The following is a 21,043-nucleotide window of genomic DNA, read 5'->3' as shown; positions in this document are numbered from 1 at the left end:
AATTACTATACAGGAGACTCTCATGCACAAGATTGTTCAAAAATGGAATAACATTGACCTTATTTTACGCATTGTAATTGGTCTTTTTCTCGGTGCTGTGCTTGGTATTTTTGTGCCAGCTCACGTCTATGTGCTAGATCTTATGGGGAAGCTTTTTGTCAGTGCGCTTAAATCTGTTGCGCCAATTTTGGTATTTTGCCTAGTTATTGGTGCACTTGCGCAAGCAAAAAGTGTTGGCAACATGAAAGTGGTAATAGGGCTGTACGCGCTATCTACGTTTACTGCAAGCCTTGTAGCTGTATGTGCGGCTATGATTTTCCCTGTTGATTTTACTTTTGCTCATGTTGCAGCAGCGTCTTCGCCGTCTCCTCAAGGAATTGGTGAGGTGCTTAATTCACTTGTGCTAAATATTGTTGTTAATCCTGTAGATGCTCTCGTTAAAGGTAACTTTATTGGTATCCTTTTCTGGGCGATTGCTTTCGGTGTTGCGTTACGCTTGGCTGAGCCTTCTACCAAAGCATTTTTCGATAACGTTTCGTCTGCTATTGGAAAAATTGTCCACTGGATTATTAACGCAGCACCTTTTGGCATTATGGGTCTTGTTTATACAACAGTTGCAAGTAATGGTCTTCGTATTTTTAGTGAGTATGGTTTCGTTATTGCTTTGTTAGTAGGTACTATGGCTGTTGTTGCTTTGATTCTTAATCCTATTTTGGTTTTCGTGCTTACACGTAAGAATCCGTATCCTCTTGTTTTTAGAACTTTGCGCGATTCGGGTGTTACAGCGTTCTTCATGCGTTCTTCTGCTGCAAATATTCCTGTGAATATGAATTTGTGTGAAAAACTTGGCTTTAACAAAGATAATTACTCTGTTTCAATACCGCTTGGCTCAACTATTAATATGAGCGGAGCTGCTATAACTATTTCTATCATGTCTTTGTGCGCTGCTCACACGCTTGGTATTCGCGTTGATATTCCAACGGCTGTGATTCTTTCTGTGCTTTCTGCAGTTTCTGCTGCAGGAGCATCTGGTGTAGCTGGTGGTTCGCTTTTGCTTATACCTCTTGCATGCTCGTCGTTTGGTATTTCAAATGATATCGCTATGCAAGTAGTTGCTATTGGTCTTATTATTGGCGTTATTCAGGATTCTTGCGAAACTGCACTTAACTCTTCCACGGATGTTCTCTTTACTGCGGTTGGCGAATATCGCATGTGGCAGCGTGCAGGTATTGAATTCAAAATGGGCAAGGATCACGAGACTGTGCAACTTAAAAAGTAGATGTTCTGCTGTTGCTAGTTTTTGCTAAGTATTCTTGCTAGTGCGTGTTCTTCCGTTTTTACGTTTTAGATCGCGCACTTTTATTATATTTGGATGTTTATTGTAAATGAATCTAGCAGATGTTCAAATAAAATAGTAGAAGTGGAATCGGTATTTTTAGCGCGCATTAGGCTTTAGGGAAGTGGTAGGTTGTGTTTGCAGGAATACTGCGGTTTATCCACGCGTTTGCTGCGATTATACTTCCGCTTCCGATTGTTGTTTCGCCGCCAAGAATAGTAGCATTTGCGTAAATTACTACGTTGTCTCCAATATTCGGGTGTCACTTTCCGCCTTTTACAGGATTTCCATCCTCGTCTAGCGCAAAGCTTTTCGCACCAAGCGTTACTCCTTGGTAAAGCTTAACATGCTCGCCGATTATAGTTGTTTCGCCGATTACAATGCCAGTTCCGTGATCAATGCAAAAATATGCACCAATTTTTGCTCCTGGATGAATGTCAATTCCGGTTTTTCTGTGAGCATATTCGCTCATAAGTCTAGGAATTAGTGGCACGTTAAGCTCGTAGAGTGCGTGAGCTGTGCGGTGAATAAGCATTGCGTAAAAACCAGGGTATGCGAGCGTGACTTCTACTTTGCTTGTGCAAGCAGGATCGCCTTCATATATTGCTTGAATATCTGTTAAAAGTAACTTTTTAATTGCAGGAAGTTTATGTATGAATTGATTGCAAGTTTCTTGAATTTTAATTGAGTTGCTTGTATAGGATTGAAGTTCGTGGAATATAATGCGTTCTATAGTGTCTAACGCGTTTGAAGTAACGGTATTCAAAGTGGCATTGAGTTGCGCAGTATCGTTACTTACATTGCGTGCATGCAACTCAGGCAAAAGTAACACCTGAGTTGCATGTATGAGCGCAATAATATTGTGATAGTTAGGTATGAATGTAGCTTGCCTTATGTCAGAATCATGAATTGAGTTGAGTTTGTTTATAAGGTCAAGATGCTCATTCATACATTAATCTCCAGTATTTTCCTTGTCTTCTTTATTTTCTTTATTTTCTCGTTTTAATTACTAATTAATATTTGCACATATTATTTAATCAAAACTTGCGTATTTAAAGTAGTACTCCTAAATGTATTTAGTCTTCAAATAATGCGGTAGACAAGTATCGATCTCCTGAATCTGGCAGTATTGCAACTATGGTTTTGCCACTATTTTCTTCTCTTTTTGCTTCTTGGATTGCTGTCCAAATCGCAGCTCCGGAAGAAATACCAACGAGGACGCCTTCTTTTTGCTTATAAGCTTGCCGTTTTCGATTGCGTCTTCATTTGTTACGTGAACAATGCGATTATAAATGTTTTTGTTGAGCACATCTGGCACGAATCCTGCGCCGATTCCTTGAATCTTGTGCGCTCCTGGTTTTCCGCCTGCGAGCACAGGGGAGTCGGCTGGTTCTACTGCGATTACTTCAAGATGCGGATTTTGCTCTTTTAAGTATGTGCCAGTACCAGTGATTGTGCCGCCTGTTCCAACGCCTGCAATAAGCATATCCACGTTTCCGTCAGTGTCTTGCCAAATTTCTGGACCAGTTGTGTTGTAGTGCGCGTGCACATTTGCTTGATTGGTAAACTGTCCTGGAGTCCACGCATTTGGCGTGCTTTCAACGATTTCCTTCGCTTTGGCAATTGCGCCTTTCATTCCTTCTGCAGCAGGTGTGAGCACGAGTTCGGAGCCGTAAGCTTTCATGAGTTTTCGACGTTCAATAGACATGCTTTCTGGCATTACAATAATGCTTTTGTATCCTTTTGTTTGCGCAATCATTGAAAGACCAATGCCAGTATTTCCAGAAGTTGGCTCAACAATTACTGAGCCTTGTTTAATCGTGCCTGCGGCTTCTGCTTCTTCAATCATCTGCTTTGCGATGCGGTCTTTTACGGAACCTGCTGGGTTGAAGTATTCGAGTTTTACGAGGATTTTTGCTTGAAGATTGTACTCTTTTTCAATGTGAGTAAGCTCCAGAAGTGGAGTGTGGCCTACGAGTTCTTGCACGGACTTGTAGATGTTGGACATAATATTTCCCCTTACTTGTTTGTTTTACTTGTTTGTTTTGTTTAATTTAATTTGTTTAATTTTGTTTATTTTTAATTTTTAAAAAATAATTTTTTATTAATAAAGAGATTGTTGTTTATTAGTTGTTTCTAAAAATGCCATTTATCTGTTTAATATCTAATCCGTATTAAATTGTTATCTTTTCAACGTTTTATATTCGAATTTTGGCATAAAAAAAAGAAACAGCGCGCTGTTTCTTAAATCGTAATTTGCTGTGTTCTAACGTAAATGCTTTTAACACAGGCTAGATGTTATGCATATTTAGTGCTTGCAAACATCATTTCGATTAAGAAATGCGCAACAGCATACGTCACAACAACAGTTTGTCATCATATTTGTATGATACATGTGCACTCCTTTACTCGTCGAAATGGTGATAGGCGATGACTATAGCGAATGGATTTGCGTTTGTCAAACTTAATTTAAGTTCGCTAATCTTAATTTGTGCTTTATGATCCTATTTTATGTTTGCCAAACTTAATTTTAAGAAATTATATGTTACTTTCATGTATCTTCGTTATTGTTGCTTTTGAGAGTTGGTTGTTTAGCAGATTTGATAGTTTATTTGTGAGTTATCTTATACTGGAATTTGCTAAGTTTGTTTGTTATAATTGGCGTGTTAATTCGGTACGGAAGTTGACAAACTGAGATCATGAAAAATATAATCCTCGACAGACAGACAGACAGACAGACAGACAGACAGACAGACAGACAGACAGACAGACAGACAGACAGACAGACAGACAGACAGCGTGATGCTGTCTTTTTCGTAACATAATTTTTATCGTCTCACCACTCTATACATTGTTTATTTTGTATTGAAATAGGTTAGTGGTTCTGCATATTTACACGCATTTTTGGTTTTGCGTTTGCACTATATAAATTTTCGAAATTTAATAAAAATTATTGTTACGATAATAGTTAGTTTGGCTGGAAATAAAAAATGAATAATAAAATAATAAAAAAAGTTATTAGTCTAGCAGTTGCTTTTGTAGCTACGATTGGACTTTTTGCTGGAACAGTGACTGCACAGGCTGCTGATAAGGGAACTGCAGAAGTCAAGAAATATCCGCTTTCACTCGATATGGATATCGCTTTGGACCCTGGGTATGGCCACACGCATCCAGGTGGTAAAGGACAGATTGACAAAAACATTGAAAGCATGTGGGAAAATCTTCCAATAACCGTTGAGGATGAAAACGGAAAGAAAATTGATGTTAAGAAGAATCTGCAATCTAACTTTCAGCGGTTTGTTGGCGATTTTGCGATAGGAGAAAAATTAACAATAACGATTGATACTGATAAAATTCCCGTGGGTTATCATCTTTCTCATGATACGGATCGCACATATATTCCAGCAAAGGGCTACTCTAAATTCACCGTTACGTATAAACTCGACGATGGTAAGCCCATACCTCTGCGAATTTCGTTTGGAAAATTGAACGTGAAATTCGATCTTAAGGGCGGAAATATTGAAGGTAAGACGGATCCAATCGTCAATACTGTAAAAACGGATAATACGGTTGATTTCCCAGCTGACCCTGCAAAAAAGAATTTGGTGTTTGGCGGATGGTATACCGAGCTTCCTGATATTGAATATTATCAGAATCATAACATGGCAGGCAAACGCTACTACTGGAATAAGAAGTCACTATTTTCGGATACCAGTTGTGACGTGCCGCAGTGGAATGATGAGAAATTAGATCCTCGGGGCGACTATCAATTTTTACTTCGCGCACAGTGGAATGCGAAAGTTTCGTTTAATGCTAATGGTGGCACTTTTATTGACGGTAAAGCTGAGAAAAGTGGTGCAATACGACAAGGTAAGAGTATTAAAATGTTAGCTGCTCCTACGCGCGAAGATTATCAGTTCTTAAACTGGGTAGATGCTGCTGGTAAAACTTACAAGCCTGGTGAAGAATATACTTTGAATGCTAATACTGTGTTTACTGCCAAGTGGAAGCAGATTCGAAGCACGGTTACTTTCAAGAACGGCGATAAGACTCAAACGGTAAAGGTGGAAACTGGTAAGGCTATTGATACGGATGCGTTAAAAGATCAGTCAATGCCTAAGAATCCAACTAAAGATGGCTACACGTTTAAAGAGTGGAATACTAAGGCGGATGGTAAAGGTAAAGCATTTACTGGAACAACGCTTGTAAATAGTGATTTGACTGTGTATGCCATTTTTACGAAGAATCTGAAACCAGCACCTACTCCAGATCCAATTTTGCCTGCACCTTTTGAGCCTGAATCAGGGATGGAGAATCCATTGTCAGTTCCTGAATCTCAAACTCCGGAGACTAAACAAGAGCTATCTCATGCACCTAAGTCGGAGCATGAACATAATACAGCGCATGAATATGTGAAATCTCCTATTGTTGAGCATAAGACTGAAAAGCATGTTCCAGATATGCCTAAGACTGGTGAGTCAGCTTCAGTTGTTGCGTTGATTTCTGCTTTAGGTTTTGCTATTGCTGGTTTCGCTGTTGTGCGATTGAGGAGAGTGTTTGAAGCAAAATCCGTAAGATAACTAGTGTTTACTTGCGTAAGTTGAAGTTTTACGCGCTTTTATAAGGCTTCGTAAAGTCTTATAAAGTAAATGAGGCGGCCTTGACTAGTTGATAGTTAAGGCCGTTTTGTTTACTGACGCTTGTTTTTGTTTACTTATATGGCTGATAAGTAAACAAATTCGGGGAAGTGCTCTTGTTTTTGTTTACTTGTGTACCCTCTAAGTAAACAAATTCGGTGAGAATCTCGCTAGTTAAATCTCTTACGAAACTCACGTTGGAAGTTCACAGTACTTCCAATCCAAGTGAGTTTTTGCATCGAAGGAAATTGAAATTCCAATGGTTTCAATCTCGGTCAAAGCGCTATAGTGGTACACAAATGCACAGGTTGTCTTTAGCGCATTAAAGGCCTATGTTAAAAGAAGAGATAGGCGACTTGATATACTGAGCGATTACGCTAGAAAATTTAGGGTTTCAACGTTGATTGCACAATATTTGGAGGTGTTATTGTCAATGAATTTAGCGGATGTTCAAATAAAAGAGTATGAAAAGTATAATAGCAAAGATATTTTAAGGTTGTATGATTCCGTTGGTTGGTCTGCGTACACAGATGATTTAGTTGCTTTGGAAAATGGTTTTAACAATTCACTCAAGGTTTTAGCTGCATATAAAAATGATGAGCTAATTGGCATTTCTAGAGCTGTTGGCGACGGATATACGGTTGTTCTTATTCAGGATATTCTTGTTTTGCCTGAGTATCAAAGGCAGGGGATAGGGTCTGCTTTGTTAAAGGCGATTGTGGATTGCTATCCTAACGTTCGTCAAATTCAATTGACCACGGATTGCACTGAAAAAACTATTGCTTTTTATAAGTCTGTTGGTTTTATTGAGTTTTCAGAAATTGATTGCTGCGGTTTTATAAAAGACAGGACATGATGCAGAAAATATGATTCTCTAGTAGCCATTAAGTGCGAATTTGCATAGATTGGCCACTTTGTGATTTTCGTGTGCTAATGCGTGTATTTGTGTATAGGATTGAGTTGCTTGTAGGATGGAGCTGATCTTATGAAGGAGCTGATTGTATGGCAGAATATGATTTGCCGATTTTAGAGTATGATTCCGATAAAAGTGCGGTTATTATACCAAATCACGATAATATTTCTGTTCAGCTTCCATCTAAAGCGGTTTTTGCTTTTTTAGGCGATGAAATCGATCAGTATGCTTTAAGTAGGAAAGCTACGATTGTAGCAAATTTTGAATCTGCAACTAAAGTATATCCAATATATGTTTTGGAAGAAAAAGTAGAGAAAAAAGTAAAGGAAGACGCAAACAGCGAAGTAGAAGAAGAAACTCAAAAAATCTGCTTAGTACAAGCTCCAGTTGGCGCTCCTGCTGCTGTTCAGATCTTAGATTGGTTGATTTCTTACGGCGTTAGGGAAGTTGTTAGTGCTGGTTCTTGTGGGTCGCTAGTTGATTATGCGGAAAACGTTTTTCTGGTTCCGTATAAAGCTTTAAGGGATGAGGGGACTTCTTATCATTATTTGCCTCCAAGTCGTTATGTTGATGTTTCAGAGCGTTCGAGGCGTGCTATTTTGCAAACTTTGCAGGCGCATAATTTGCCTTATCATGAAGTTAAAACGTGGACTACGGATGGGTTCTTCCGTGAGACTAAGACGAAAGTTGCTAATCGTAAGCAGGAGGGATGCGCGGTTGTTGAAATGGAGTGTTCTGCTTTAGCGGCTTGTGCGCAAATGCGTGAGATTGTTTGGGGTGAGATTCTTTACACTGCAGATACTTTGCACGATGTTGAAAATTATGATGAGCGCAATTGGGGCGGGGATTCTAAAGCGTATGCGCTTGAGCTTTGTGTTGAAGCGGTGTTGCGTATTTAATTTGATTTTTTTTTTAACTCTATGCTTATTATTTCTAGTAAGCATTACGTATAAGTGTGTTTAAGCATTTATAGGTGTTATCAAGCAGATAAGCATGACCAATCAGGATAAGTATGATAGTGTGTCTTTCAATACTTAGTAGAGAGTGGATTAGCAATTCGAAAGCGAAAATGCTAGCTGCGAAAATGCTATTAGCGAAAAATAGCAAAAATAGCAAGAATAGCAAATAGATATAAAGGAAGTGAGAGGTAGCGAGAATGAACAAAACTGACAATACAGCAAATCAGCAATCGCCCGCGAATCAGCAATCATCCAAACTACATCCCGACGTAAAAAATTACGTAAAACTATTTTTCAAGGAAAACAAGCTTGTAGCTTTTCTTTCGATGATAGTTTTTATTTCCTTGTCTATGATTTACACTGCTATTTCTTGGATTTTGCAAATTATTTTCGACTATATGGCAGGTAAAGGAGCTTTCTCTTTAACTACTATTTTGCTGCTTGTTGTTTCCTTTATGCTGGCAATCTCCCTGATTTTCGCGTTGAAGCGCAGCTCGTACCCTCGCTTTCTTGAAAAAGCAATGAATCAGTATAAAGAGTCTGTTATCAAGAAGCTTTTACAGAAGAGTTATAGTGATTTTTCGCTCGCGAATTCCGGCACGTATCTTTCTGTACTTACTAATGATTGTGAGCGTATTCAAGAAAAGTATTTGAAGAAGATTTTTGATTTTGTTCAAGACGTTCTTATGCTTGTAAGCTCTCTGGCTCTTATGATTTATTATAGTCCATTGCTCACTGTTATTGCTCTTATTATTTCTGTGCTTCCAATGGCGTGCTCGATTCTTACAGCTAACGGAATTGCCACTCGCGAGGAGCAGGTTTCCAAGTCGAACGAGTCTTATACAGCCTTAACGAAGGATGTTTTGAACGGCGTTTCGGTTATTAAGAGTTTTAAGGCGGAGCAAGAGGTTATTAACCGTTATCAGAATCAGTCGATGGAGCTTGAGCATACGAAGAATCTTCGCGAAAAAACGATGACTACTGTTTCTGCTCTTGGTACTATTTCAAGTCTTGGGACTCAGCTTGGCGTGATGCTTGTTGGCGCTTGGATGGTTAACGCTCATGTTGGCGTTATTACTGCTGGAATGGTGTTAGCTTTCACTAATTTGATGAACGGCGTGCTTCAGCCTATTGCAAGTCTTCCGCAAATGCTTGGCGAGATGAAGGGTGCTAAGAAGCTTATTAGCAAGATGGCTGATTATATGAGTAATGTTAAGGAAGATTCTGGCGAGATCATTGACGATTCTATTAAAAGCGTTGTTTTGCGCGATGTTTCGTACGCTTATGACCTGGATCATAAAGTCTTGAAAAATATAAATCTAACTTTGCAAGCTGGAAAATCTTATGCAATAGTAGGACCTTCTGGAGCTGGTAAGAGTAGTTTGATTAATCTGCTTATGGGATACTACAAGGATTATGAAGGTAGTGTGAAGCTGAATAATCACGAGCTTAGCAATGTAAGCAAGAGTTCGCTTTACGATAAGACTACTCTTATGCAGCAGTCTGTGTTTATGTTTGATGCTTCGATTTTAGATAATATTACGCTTTTTAAGCCGTTCCCGAATGCGGAAGTTAATCGCGTGATTCACTTGGCTGGTTTGGATGATTTGATTGCTGCTAAAGGCAAGGATTATCAGTGTGGCGAGAATGGTAGTCATCTTTCTGGCGGCGAAAAGCAGCGTATTGCTATTGCGCGAAGCTTGCTTAAAAAGTCCGAGATTCTGCTGGTTGATGAGGCAACGAGCGCGTTAGATAACGAGACGAGCGCGAACGTAACGCAGTCTATTTTGGATTTGCAAGGAATTCTTCGACTTGTGGTAACTCACCGCTTGGATGCTAATTCGCTTAAGCAATATGATGAGATTCTTGTGATGAAAAGCGGCGAGCTTATTGAGCGCGGAAGCTTTGAGGAGCTTATGAATCAGAAGGCTTACTTCTACTCGCTTTACACTGTGTCTATGTGAGGCTGTGGAGCTGGTTTGCTTTCAATGCGCTGTGCAATTTAGCGCAATAGATTCTGAGCCCGTGTTAGTAGCCATTAAGTGCGAATTTGCAGCAATTGGCCACTTTCTCAGCAATGCAACCTGCTTTTGAGTTACATTTTAAGGAATTACGCTGTTACTTGCAGTGCTTTCTTTGCTTTAAAATTTTGCAAAATAAATTTTAGTCAAAATCTGTTTTTATTTAATGATCTTGTGTAATTTAGATTGTATAGAGTTAGAGAAAAGGCATATAAGGAACAGTTTAATCAGTATGACTAATGACCAGAGTAACTATGATTCAAGTAATCAGAATCAGACAAACCCAAACAATGATACTGTAAATTCAAATCCTACAACGTTGTGCATAGTGATTCGCAAAATATGTCAAAAATGACGAGTGATTTATAAAAGGGAGATGACATGAATGTAAAATATGGTAGCGTATTTACAAATCCAGAAGTTTTAAACAGACTCGCACAAATAGAACAATCTCCCCAAATACAAGGAAAATTAAGTGCTTTAAAAGAAGACGTAAAAAATAACTCTTTTGATCCAATTCGTTTAATTCCATTAATACCGGTAGTAATGGTTTTAGGCACTTTGTATAACTATTTTCCAAATATTGATTACTCTCGTTACAAATATTATTTGCTAATAGTAGGTGTTTTTGTTGTTTGCTTTGCAGGTAAGTTTTTTGTAAATAATAAGGTTGATGTAGACGCGCTATATGCGGATAATGTTTTAACGCCGATTTTAAATGTGATTCTGCCTGGAACAGTATTAAACAATTCCGAAGGAATTGACAGCAGCATTTTTGATAATCTTCTGCCAATATCTAGTAAGTATTATTCAAGTAAACACATAATTTTTGGCGATGAATTCAGAACAGAATTTTCAAATATGCAAGCAATACACTTTTCTAGAAGTGAAAGTGGAAAAAGTGTTAAAAAAACGGATTTTGTTGGGCAAGTCTTATTAATAAACGCAAAAACCAATATAAATGGTCATATTAGAATCGTTCCAGTTACTGGAAAGAACTTTATGGGGAAAAAATTAAATGGATACTATGGTAGAAAAACAAAAGAGGAGAGCGAAGTCCAAACAGAATCCATTGAATTTAACAACTCGTATTCAATCTTTTCTACAGACGATTTTTATACAAAACTGGTATTAGATCCAAGTTTTATAGAACTAATGAATAATTTGCAAAAAAGAATGAGAGTTTGCATATATCTAGATAGCGAGCACATTATTGCAGCCTTTGACTCTGGCTGGTATTTATTCGGCGCTCCAGGAAAATCTGGAGTAGAAAACCTATCTTTAACAAGAGAATATGCAAGATTTAGAGATGTTTTGGCTGAGTATTACGAAATAATTAACGTAATTAGAGAAAAATTGCAAAAGTAGAAATTGCAATACTAGCGAATTGCAAAATTAGAAAATACTAGAACTAAAGGAGACGTTATGAGTGACGTTATGGATAAGAACACTGTGCTAATTTGTGTTGCAATAGTGCTTATAGCGCTTATTGCTTGGTTTATAGGCACGTTAAATAGGCTAAGAAAATATAGGGTGATTATAGAAGAGTCGCGGAAAAACGTTGATATTGCGCTCGCTAAAAGATATGATACGATTTGCCAAATGCTTAAAGTTGCGCAGTCGTTTGCAAAGTACGAAAAAACAACCTTAGTGGATTTAGTGAGTTTAAGAGAAGGATTGGGATCAGCGGATTCTAGTTCGGTAATCAAAAATCAGAATCATGCAATAGGGAAGATTTTTGCTTTGGCGGAAGCTTATCCGGAATTAAAGTCTTCTGAGCAGTTTTTGAACTTGCAAGAGGAAATAAACGATGAAAATGAGCAGCTGGCGGCGGCAAAAAGAATCGTAAATAGTAACATTAGTACTCTTAATCAAAATATCGTTACCTTCCCAGTGTCGCTTATTGCAAGCTTAAGCGGAATAAAGCAGATGGCTTTTCTTGACGAAGATAATCTAATCAATAAGAAGAATATTGATAGCATACTGAGCTAGTGAAAATGTTTAGCTAGACGGTATATCTAATGTAGCCAATCGCCCGCGAATTTGCAGTGATTGGCTACTTTGTGATTTGGTTAAATGTGGTTTGGCTATTTGCACTTTACGATTTGCTTGCGCATTCGATACGTTTATGCTGATATAATATATTAAATCAGCGTAAACGTGTCATTAAGTAGGTGGGCAAATGTTAAAAGATCAATTGCGCAATTACATAGAGAAAAAGCAAGTTTTAAGCATTGATAGTGTCATCAAAGAACTTGGAATTAGCCCGTCTAGTGTTTATCGATTTATTAAAGATGAGAGCTTAGAGCGTGTATCAAAAGGCGTTTATGTTAACAGCAGTTTGTGGAATGATGAAATGAATTTATTGTCAAAGCGCACATCTGTTGCTGTTTTTTCACATGAGTCCGCACTTCTTTTACATAATTTGACTGATAGAGAGCCTTCTTCTTTAACAGTGACTGTTCCGTCAACTTATAATGCAAGTAGTCTAATTAAGACTGGTGTTAGAGTGTTTTATATAAGACCAGATTTTTTAGGAATTGGTAAGACGAATCTTATGTCGCTTGAAGGTAATCTTGTGCCTTCTTATGATTTAGAGCGCACAATTTGCGATATTTTGCGTTCTCGTTCTCAAATAGATGCACAGGTGGTATTTGGTGCGTTAAAAGCTTATGTTAAAAGAAAGGATAAGCGACTTGATATACTAAGCGATTACGCTAAAAAATTTAGGATTTCAAAGTTGATTTCACAATATTTGGGGGTGTTGTTATGAGAATGAAGGATGCTAATCAGCTTAAAGCAAAAATAAAGAATGTTGCACTCCAAAAGGGTGTAGATCCTCGCGTGCTAATGCGCGTATATATGATGGAGCGTTTTTTAGATCGTGTTTCCCGCTCGCGGTATAAAGACAATTTTGTTCTAAAAGGTGGAATGCTGATTTCTTATCTTGTTGGCGTAAATCTTCGTACAACAATGGATATTGATACAGCTATGCAAAATATTTCTCTTAGTGAAGATGATGTGCGTATTTTTATATCAGATGTAATATCTATCAATATCGATGATGGTGTTAAATTTACGCTACAAACGCTTGATTCTATTATGCAAGAATCTGACTATCCAGGGGTTCGAGCTAGCCTAATTGCAGATTTTGATGGTACAAAAACTCCTGTCAAAATCGATATTTCAACTGGGCATGCTATTACTCCATCTGCTATGGAAGCAGAATTGCCTTTAATGTTCTCAAAATCTATCTCTTTATTGACTTATCCAATTGCAACGATTTTAGCAGAAAAGTTGCAAACAATTCTTGTGAGGGAAGAATTTAACACGAGAATGCGAGATTTTTATGATTTGCATGCTCTTAGAGTGTCTCAAGGAGATAATGTCTTTAAGAAAGAAGAGATTGCTAAAGCTTTTTACGCTACTTCTCAAACGAGAGACACCCTTTATTTACTGAGTAACGTGAATGAAATTTTCGATAGGATTAAAGATAGTGAAGTGATGAGAATAAAGTGGAAGGATTACCAAAGGAAAGCACCTTGGGCTAAAAGTCTTTCTTGGGAAGAAATAATGCAAGATATGAATTTCTTTTTGATGTTATTTCATAATGAGGTTGTAGCTTAAGTTATTTTATTATTTGAATGGCTTTTCTAAATCGTCGGGAATCTTGTCTTAGTGGTCAATCGTTATAAATTTGCAGCGATTGGCTACTTTGCGATTGGCTACTTTGCGATTGGTTGATTGGTATTTAAAAATAAACGCCAGGGAGTTTATTCAACTCGACTGGCGTTTATTAGTCATTTGTGTTATTCGCTAGTTGCGTTTTTACTTGCTGTGTTTGCCAATGCGCGTGCGTTTAAGCGAAAATGCGCCGAAGGCTGACAGCAAGAATGCTAATCCAGTACCTGCAATGGTTGAGGTTGCAGAACCGGTGCGTGCGAGCGGTTCGTGTGTTTGTGGAGCTGGTACTTCTTCCGTTGTCTCTTCTTGTTCTGGCTCTGGTTCTGTCACTGGCGTTGGCACTGGTTCCGGTTCCGAAATTATAGGCACTGGGATAGGCTCAGGCTTAGGCTCTGGAGTTGTAACAGGAGTTGGTTCTGGTTCCGGTTTTGGTGTTGATGGAACAACAGGTGGTTTTGGTGGTTCCGGTTTTGGCGGTTCCGGCTTTGGTCTCGTTACTGTCAAATACGTCACAGATATTCCCATAGTTTTCGTGTATGTATTCGGTACATGACAAGTCTCTACTCTATAAACAGGAATTGTGCGACTTGTTTCGCCTTCCTTCCAGTCTGTGATGGTAGGAGTGCCGATAACAGTTTTAGTTTCAAAATTGAACGTTAAGCCGCTTAAACCATCACCGCCAATCATTACTTCATGATAGTTTCCTGCCAGATCGCTATAAGTTGTTGAACCAATTGTAGTTTTGGTAACCGCGTTAAAAATTTCTTGATATTCTTTGTATTTGAAGAACCACGGGGTTTCTGTAATGTCCTTTACAACTTTAGGTTCCGTTTCGCCAGCCTTTAGTATTTTGAGCGTGATATTGGTATATTTCCTTGCAACAACGTTATGGTTGTTCTCAGCATTACTAAATGGGATAGTACACGGTTCTGCGATTAGCACGTTGTTATTGGGATCATATTTGAGATAGTTGCTATATGCCGCTGCTCGATACATATCGGTACTAGTCACTTGCCAGCGTATATATTGTCCACTCTTATCAGTGGCTAGTCCTTCAGCCAATTTATTAGTGCTATCAGTAAATTGTGGCGGCTGCGGTTTCGTAGGGTCTAGAACTGGAGTTGCTTGTGGATTACTCACTGGCCATTCAAACATGCTTAAGCTCATAGTTTCCGAGCCATCATCGCCCCTACGAATTGTTGCCATATAGATGGTAAGTGTACGAGTTGTTTCGCCTTCTTTCCAGTCTGTAATGGTAGGTGTACCAGTGATGCCTTGTTTTCCAAAGTCGTATTTCAGGCCAGTTAGCCCCTTGCCACCGATTCTTTGTTCAATGTTGGATCTCTTAAAATTATGCGAACCAATTGTCGTTTGATTAATTTCGTTCCAGATATTCGCATACTGCTGGTTCTTAAAAAACCACGGCGTTTCTTTAATACCGTCTACGGCCGTAGGTTCCGTTTCGCCAGCTTTCAAGGTCTTGAGGGTGATATTGTTGTATTTCCTTGCAACAACACCTTGCTTCTCATTCTTAAACGGCTCCGTGCTTGCAGTTGTAGTCAACACTTTTTTATCAGGATCATAATTGAGATAATCACTGTACGCAGTCATTTGTTCTGAGTTAGAGTTGGTGGAATTATTTATTGCTCGCCAGCGAACATATTCACCACTTGCATCGGTTGCGAGTGCTGCCGACAGCTCGTTCCTGTCAAACGCAAATGGCTTTGGCTCAGGCTTATGATTCTCCGAGCCTGCAGTCTTAAATGTTGGAACAATCTCTTCTTGGAGTTGCTTCCCGTTCTTGTCATACATACGAAGTCCTGTGACGCGGATGGTAGCGTTAGGATGTTCGCGAGCTGCGCTCGTGCGCCATTTGAACGTGTAGCTATAATCTTCAGAGCGCGTTATAGCACTGCCATACGCAAGTTCGTATTTGTCGCCGTTCTTATATTCGACGCGTATATACTCATAAGAATCTCGGCAAGGACCGTATTTCTTTGATTCAGCTAACGTAATCTCTTTATCGCCGCGCATGAACTTTGGCTTGATGGTAACCGCTACACCTGGTTCTGCCACTGTCATTTGTGGATATGAAACAGTTTCTTCCTGAGAGTCTGCTTTTTCTGTTGTAGCTTCTGTTTCCGTAGTCTTAGCAGTTGTAGTAGTTGTAGTAGATGGAGTTATACCGCGGTATTCTGCAATGCTGGCTTTATTTTCGCGAGATTTATTATCTTCTGTTTTATCGTTTCTAGTTTTATTTTCGTTAGCTTTATTATTGCTGGCTTTGGTGCTATTTTCTAAATCATTTTGATTAGTGAGATTGGCAGGGGGGGGGTAGTTGTTTTTATGTTATTTGTATCAGTACTAGCAGCGTAAGCTGTTTGGCTCATGCATACTGCGCAAGCTGCTGTGGCAATACCCATCATGGTTGAAGTCAGAATTATTTTCGCTGCCTTATTCATAAAACACCCAACTCTCTAATCAACTACCTAATCAGCTATCTAACTAGATACCTAAATAAATTTATTTTATTTTATTTCGAAATATACAATAAATATATTGTAAATTCGAAATTTGCATGTTACATTATAATGTTTTTGATAAAAAATAAAAGTGTTTATCGATAATTTTATCAATAAACACTTTTGCGTTTCGAAATACTTAATCTCTATTAAATATTCAACTAAATATTTAGCTAAATAATATGAGATATTTAGTATCTAATCTTAAGAAATCTGCTAAATAAACTGCGATATTACAATGCCTGCAACCATAAGCGGAATGTTGAAAATAAGGAATGTTGGAACGCAAGTATCCCAAATGTGACTGTGCTGTCCGTCCGCATTTAAGCCGGCAGTAGGCCCGAGCGTGGTGTCGGAAGCAGGGGAGCCTGCGTCTCCAAGAGCTGCAGCGGAAGACATAAGAAGAATCGTTGCAGGAGTGCTAAAACCAATGCTCTGGCAAAGAGGTACGAACAAAACAGCAAGAATAGGAACCGTGCCAAACGAAGTGCCAATGCCCATAGTCACAAGCAAACCAATAAGCGTAATAACAAATGCGGCAACAAGTTTGTTCTGTCCCATAGAAGCTACGCCAAAGTTTACAAGCTCCTCAACTCCTCCTGTCGCTTGGATCACGTTAGCATATCCGCCCGCAATGAGCATCACAAATGCAATAAGACCCATGAGTTTTACGCCGCCAGTAAGCTGATTGTCAATGTCATTCCACTTTATTGCTCCAAAAATAATCATGGTTGCAAGACCTGCAATAGACGAAAGCGAAAGATCTTTACTGATAACTTGCACTACTACAACAACAATAATTGCGAGAATGGTTACGTAGTGGCGTTTCTTAAGAGGTCCGACAACGGCGTCGGCTGCGCGAGTGTCAGTTTCTGTAGTTTTGTATTCGCGAGGTTTTCTGTAAAGCACAAATACAGCAAAAAGTAGTGATGCAAACATTGCAAGACCTAAATACCAGTTCACAGCACTAACGTCTGCAACACTAACCTTCATGCCATTTTTAGAAAGATTCGTAGCAATAACAGTTTGGAAAATAAGACCAAAGCCAAATGGAATAGCAATATACGGAACTTCAAGACCGAAAGCAGTGCAGCATGCTGCAGCTCGGCGGTCAAGCTTCATCTTATTCATAACTCTCAAAATAGGCGGAATAAGAATAGGAATATAAGCAATATGAACCGGCACAATATTTTGAGACATGCACGCAATTAGAGTTAGTACTGCAAGTAGAGCGTACTTTTTCATGCCAATAATTTTGCTAATTTTTTTAGAAATAATTTGAGCTAAGCCTGTTGCAGTAATTGCTTCCGCAAAAGTTCCAAGCAAAATGTAGGCGAGCGCAGTTTGTGAGTTGGTGGAGAAACCGTCGCAAAGCAAAGCCATAATTGTGTGATTTCCGTCACCAAAAAGAGGAAGATGACCGGCAATGCCACCTGCAATGCAAGCTACTATCATTGATAGCAAAACATTAAGTTTTGCAAGACTAAGTGCGCATAGCACTACAACCGACACAATAACCGGATTAAATATAATATTTAAAATTTGCAAACTTAGCATGCCGTTCACCCCTTTAAATGCTTGAATTTAATATATTGTTTGAAGCAATACGTTTTATTTCGTATTGCTTACGTCTGTATTTTTTGCATACGTATTCTTACATATGTATTTCTTACATTTAGTAATTAAAGACAATATAGCATGGAAGTGTTTACAACTTGTTTCTTGAGTGAATATAAAATATAAACAATTAAATAAAAAAATTAGTGTAACTCAACAATTGTTTGCACAAAAGAGTATTCTAAATGATTAGTGGTGAAGAATTGATAAATCACCAAATGTTCGGTTTTACACCGTTTTATTGCAGTATTGCAACGTGAGTTTACCGCTGAAAAGTGGCGATAAAGCAATGCGAAAATTAAAAATTGTTTTGCTAATTGTGAAGATCTAAAAATAAGCAGTAAACAATAAACAACAAACTGAAAAACTAAAAAACTGAAAATAAGTTATTTAGAGTATTTAGAGTAAGGAGGAATGCCTGGCGCTCTAAGTAAAAAGGATATTACGACATATCTTAATTACAAGCGTCAAACATGCAAATTATGAAAGATAGTAAAACACTTTTAGAAGCTAAAGAATTAGGCTTACAAATATTTAGAAGAACACCATTTTGGGACGTATCGTTAAAAGTAGAGCCTCATCAAATCGTTGCAATATCAGGTGAACACGGCTCTGGAAAATCAGCTTTGCTGCTTGCACTGTCTGGTTATATGAAATTTACGAACGGAACTCTTACTATTGCGGACTCAACTCTTCCTAACGATTTTAAAAAATCACGTAAATATGTGGGATTGGGATTATTCAACGGAATTAACGAATTCTACAAAATGCAAACAATAGAAGAAGCTTTGATGAGTGAGCTAAAACTCGCATCATCTTCGCCACTATTTCGCGAACAGTATAAAAATGATGTAAAAAATCGCGAAGCATTGCGCCAATACGCGTACAATCTTCTTGCTCAATGGAAAGTATTTTCTCCTCACAAAACAGCAATAGGAGAGTTGACTCCGTGCGAGCGCATGCGTTTGGCAATTGCGTTGGCATTATTAAAGCAACCGTGGCTGCTATTTGTTGATGGAATTGAGACGGAGCTTACTAGTGAGCAACGCGAATGCTTACTTTCCGATATTCGCGAATATGTTAGCAAAAACTACTGCTCCTGCCTTGTTGGAGTTTTGCAAAGTGAGTTAGAAAAGCAAGCGGATCAAGTCTTAAGACTTATGCCAAATAATGAGAAAACAGAAAATTCTCATACTGATTCTCAACTTGCTACAAGTGAAGCAAACGGTGGTGAAAACAATGCACGTTAGTACTATTGCTCTTGCATTTCGTGAGATTAACAATACGATGAAAGGAAAAGCTCGAAAGCTTGTTATTGGAACCGTAGCTTTGATTCCACTTTTATACGGATCGCTTTACTTATGGGCATTTACAAATCCTTATAAGACTTTGGATACTGTGCCTGTGGCTGTTGTTGTTGAAGACAATGGCGCTATGATTAACGGCAAAATGCGAAACATTGGAAACGAAATCAAAACTCGTTTAAAGAATCAAAAAGACGGTAGTGAAGGTTTCCAATGGAATTTTGTAAATAGTGCTGAAGCAAATAAGGGCCTTAAAAATGGCAACTATTTTATGGTAGCAACTATTCCAGCTTCCTTCAGTAAGTGCATTGCTTCCGCGCAATACGATACTCCAACTAAAGCAAAACTTCACGTAAAGTACGATCAAGCAAGCAATATGCTGGCTTCACAAATTGGTAAAACTGCTTTCCGCACTATGCGTACTGAGATTAGCGAGGCGATTGCTCAAGAGTATTGGGAGCACATGTTTGCGAAAGTTAATTCAGCTTCCGATTCTCTTGGTGCTGCTGCAAACGGTGCTGGAGCATTGCATGAAGGTTCAAAGTCTTTGCAAGGCGGAATAAATAAGCTTGCAGATGGGTCGAATAAACTTTCGCAATCTTTGCAAAAACTTCAAGGCGGATTAGGGGAGCTTCAAAAAGGCGCGAATACGCTAACTGAAGCCAATGCTCGCAGCAAAGAAGGAGCTCAATATCTTGCACAAAAAACGCAAGATTTAGCAAACGGAGCCCAACAGTTAAGCGAAGGAACGCAAAGGCTATCGGCAGCGACAAGCGAATTCTATGAAGGAGCTCAAAAGCTTGCAGCTTCAAGCAACGAATTAGAAGAACATGTTAAAGCTGGAAACGCTGAAACAAAAGCACAAATTACTGGTCTTCTTATGCAAGCGCAAAACCCAGCAGTAACAAAGGAAGACGTGCTTGCTAATTTGCAAAGATTGGCAGAAGGATTAGGTGAAAATTCTAATCTTCTAGAAACAAATCTTTCTGCTTTAAGCGCTGGAGCAGACAAGCTTTCTGCAGGGAGCTTGCAAATAAAGGGCGGTGCTGAGGCTCTTATGCAAGGCATGGAGAAAGTTAATGTTGGTTCAGATAAGTTAGTTGCTGGCACAAATAAGCTTGCTGACGGTTTGGCTCAAGTAAGTAACGGTAGCGAGAAACTAAATAGTGGCGTGAATGAAGCTGCACAAGGTTCTGCGAAAATAGTGAACGGTTCTGATCAGCTTAATTCCGGCGCTAAGAAGCTATCTGATAACACTCCAAAGCTTGTTGATGGTACTAAGAAATTGCATGACGGGCTTAAAGATGCTCAAAAGTCTGGAAAAGTAAACGGTATTGTTCAAAAAAGTAAGATGATGAGCGCACCAGTTTCCTTGGAGGAGCACGAGTATTCGCACGTTGAAAACTATGGAACTGGTTTTGCTCCTTACTTTATTTCTATCGCCCTTTGGGTTGGTGCTCTTATGACAACATTCGTTTTGAGAGTTATGGATAGGCGAGCGATACTAAACGGCATGAATCCGCTTAAAAGCGCGCTTATTAGCTTGACGCCGTTTGTGATTATGGGCGTTTCGCAAGCGATTATTCTTATGGGCGTTGTTCAAGGAGCGTTGAAGTTCCAAATCGATAATGTTGGTGCATTCTACGCGCTGGGGATTATAGCGTCAATAGTCTTTATGGCTATAATGCAAATGATTATGGTGGTGTTCCGCATGCCAGGGCGAATAGTTGCGATTGTGCTACTTATGTTGCAAATCACAAGCTCTGCAGGAACGTTCCCAGTACAAATGACGCCGGCATTCTTTAGAGCTGTTCACCCATATTTGCCAATGACGTACTCGATTATGGGGTTGCGTCAAGCAATGTCTGGAAAGAACAGTGGTGAAATAGTTTCAGGCATTGGAATGCTTGTGTTTTTCGGCGTTATTGCGATTGCTATAACAAGTATTGCCTTCCGCATGAAGCGTACTGTAAAAATGTTTGATTTGCATCCTGTAATAACGCTTGATGCATAAGTGTTCATGTAGGCGCGATAATTAAAATCCCCGCAG

13 protein-coding genes and 2 pseudogenes are annotated in these 21,043 nt (G+C 38.9%); 11 read left to right on the top strand and 4 right to left on the bottom strand.

The window, feature by feature from the left end; genetic code table 11:
- The first annotated feature begins 22 nt into the window (after positions 1–22).
- A complete protein-coding gene (gene sstT, locus HXT48_RS04405; RefSeq protein ID WP_004110866.1) occupies positions 23–1,279 on the top strand; it encodes a serine/threonine transporter SstT in 1,257 nt (418 codons plus the stop codon).
- A gap of 166 nt (positions 1,280–1,445) precedes the next feature.
- On the opposite strand, the pseudogene HXT48_RS04400 reads toward sstT, so the two are convergent.
- Both HXT48_RS04400 and cysK read right to left on the bottom strand, forming a co-directional pair.
- Positions 1,446–2,285: pseudogene (locus HXT48_RS04400) on the bottom strand (serine O-acetyltransferase).
- A gap of 127 nt (positions 2,286–2,412) precedes the next feature.
- Positions 2,413–3,344 (bottom strand): annotated as a pseudogene (cysK, locus tag HXT48_RS04395) (cysteine synthase A).
- A gap of 982 nt (positions 3,345–4,326) precedes the next feature.
- Between cysK and HXT48_RS04390 the strand changes: the two are divergent.
- The 8 genes from HXT48_RS04390 (at position 4,327) to HXT48_RS04355 (ending at position 13,493) form a co-directional block, all read left to right on the top strand.
- Positions 4,327–5,916, top strand: a complete 1,590-nt coding sequence (locus tag HXT48_RS04390; RefSeq protein WP_102155291.1) for an InlB B-repeat-containing protein — start codon at positions 4,327–4,329, stop codon at positions 5,914–5,916.
- A gap of 490 nt (positions 5,917–6,406) precedes the next feature.
- Positions 6,407–6,829 (top strand): GNAT family N-acetyltransferase, encoded by a 423-nt coding sequence (locus HXT48_RS04385; RefSeq protein ID WP_102155289.1) that lies wholly within the window; start codon positions 6,407–6,409, stop codon positions 6,827–6,829.
- 146 nt (positions 6,830–6,975) lie between these two features.
- Entirely contained in the window at positions 6,976–7,785 is an 810-nt protein-coding gene (locus HXT48_RS04380) for a nucleoside phosphorylase (RefSeq protein WP_012914012.1), read from the top strand.
- A gap of 257 nt (positions 7,786–8,042) precedes the next feature.
- A complete protein-coding gene (locus tag HXT48_RS04375) occupies positions 8,043–9,809 on the top strand; it encodes an ABC transporter ATP-binding protein (protein WP_415690058.1) in 1,767 nt (588 codons plus the stop codon).
- A gap of 438 nt (positions 9,810–10,247) precedes the next feature.
- Entirely contained in the window at positions 10,248–11,234 is a 987-nt protein-coding gene (locus tag HXT48_RS04370) for a DUF3137 domain-containing protein (RefSeq protein WP_102155285.1), read from the top strand.
- 57 nt (positions 11,235–11,291) lie between these two features.
- Positions 11,292–11,858 (top strand): LemA family protein, encoded by a 567-nt coding sequence (locus HXT48_RS04365; protein ID WP_102155283.1) that lies wholly within the window; start codon positions 11,292–11,294, stop codon positions 11,856–11,858.
- 190 nt (positions 11,859–12,048) lie between these two features.
- On the top strand, positions 12,049–12,639 hold the full coding sequence (locus HXT48_RS04360) for a type IV toxin-antitoxin system AbiEi family antitoxin domain-containing protein (protein WP_012914017.1): 591 nt from the start codon (positions 12,049–12,051) through the stop codon (positions 12,637–12,639).
- Entirely contained in the window at positions 12,636–13,493 is an 858-nt protein-coding gene (locus tag HXT48_RS04355) for a nucleotidyl transferase AbiEii/AbiGii toxin family protein (RefSeq protein ID WP_421792989.1), read from the top strand. The genes HXT48_RS04360 and HXT48_RS04355 overlap by 4 nt, the downstream gene beginning before the upstream one ends.
- Before the next feature lie 201 nt (positions 13,494–13,694).
- Here the strand turns inward: HXT48_RS04355 and HXT48_RS04350 are convergent, their stop codons facing one another.
- Together HXT48_RS04350 and HXT48_RS04345 are read right to left on the bottom strand one after the other, a co-directional pair.
- Positions 13,695–15,626, bottom strand: coding sequence for a hypothetical protein (locus HXT48_RS04350; protein ID WP_174182802.1), 1,932 nt, complete (start codon positions 15,624–15,626; stop codon positions 13,695–13,697).
- A gap of 662 nt (positions 15,627–16,288) precedes the next feature.
- Entirely contained in the window at positions 16,289–17,629 is a 1,341-nt protein-coding gene (locus HXT48_RS04345; protein WP_174182803.1) for a Na+/H+ antiporter family protein, read from the bottom strand.
- 533 nt (positions 17,630–18,162) lie between these two features.
- On the opposite strand from HXT48_RS04345, the gene HXT48_RS04340 reads away from it, so the two are divergent.
- Complete coding sequence (locus HXT48_RS04340; protein WP_004110838.1) at positions 18,163–18,939, top strand: ATP-binding cassette domain-containing protein; 777 nt, start codon at positions 18,163–18,165, stop codon at positions 18,937–18,939.
- Entirely contained in the window at positions 18,929–21,007 is a 2,079-nt protein-coding gene (locus HXT48_RS04335) for a YhgE/Pip domain-containing protein (protein WP_102155759.1), read from the top strand. Before HXT48_RS04340 ends, HXT48_RS04335 begins: the two co-directional genes overlap by 11 nt.
- Positions 21,008–21,043: the final 36 nt, after the last annotated feature.

It is taken from the genome of Gardnerella sp. KA00127, assembly GCF_049244125.1.
Lineage (GTDB): Bacteria > Actinomycetota > Actinomycetes > Actinomycetales > Bifidobacteriaceae > Bifidobacterium > Bifidobacterium swidsinskii.
This window is presented reverse-complemented; position numbering and strand designations above follow the sequence as displayed.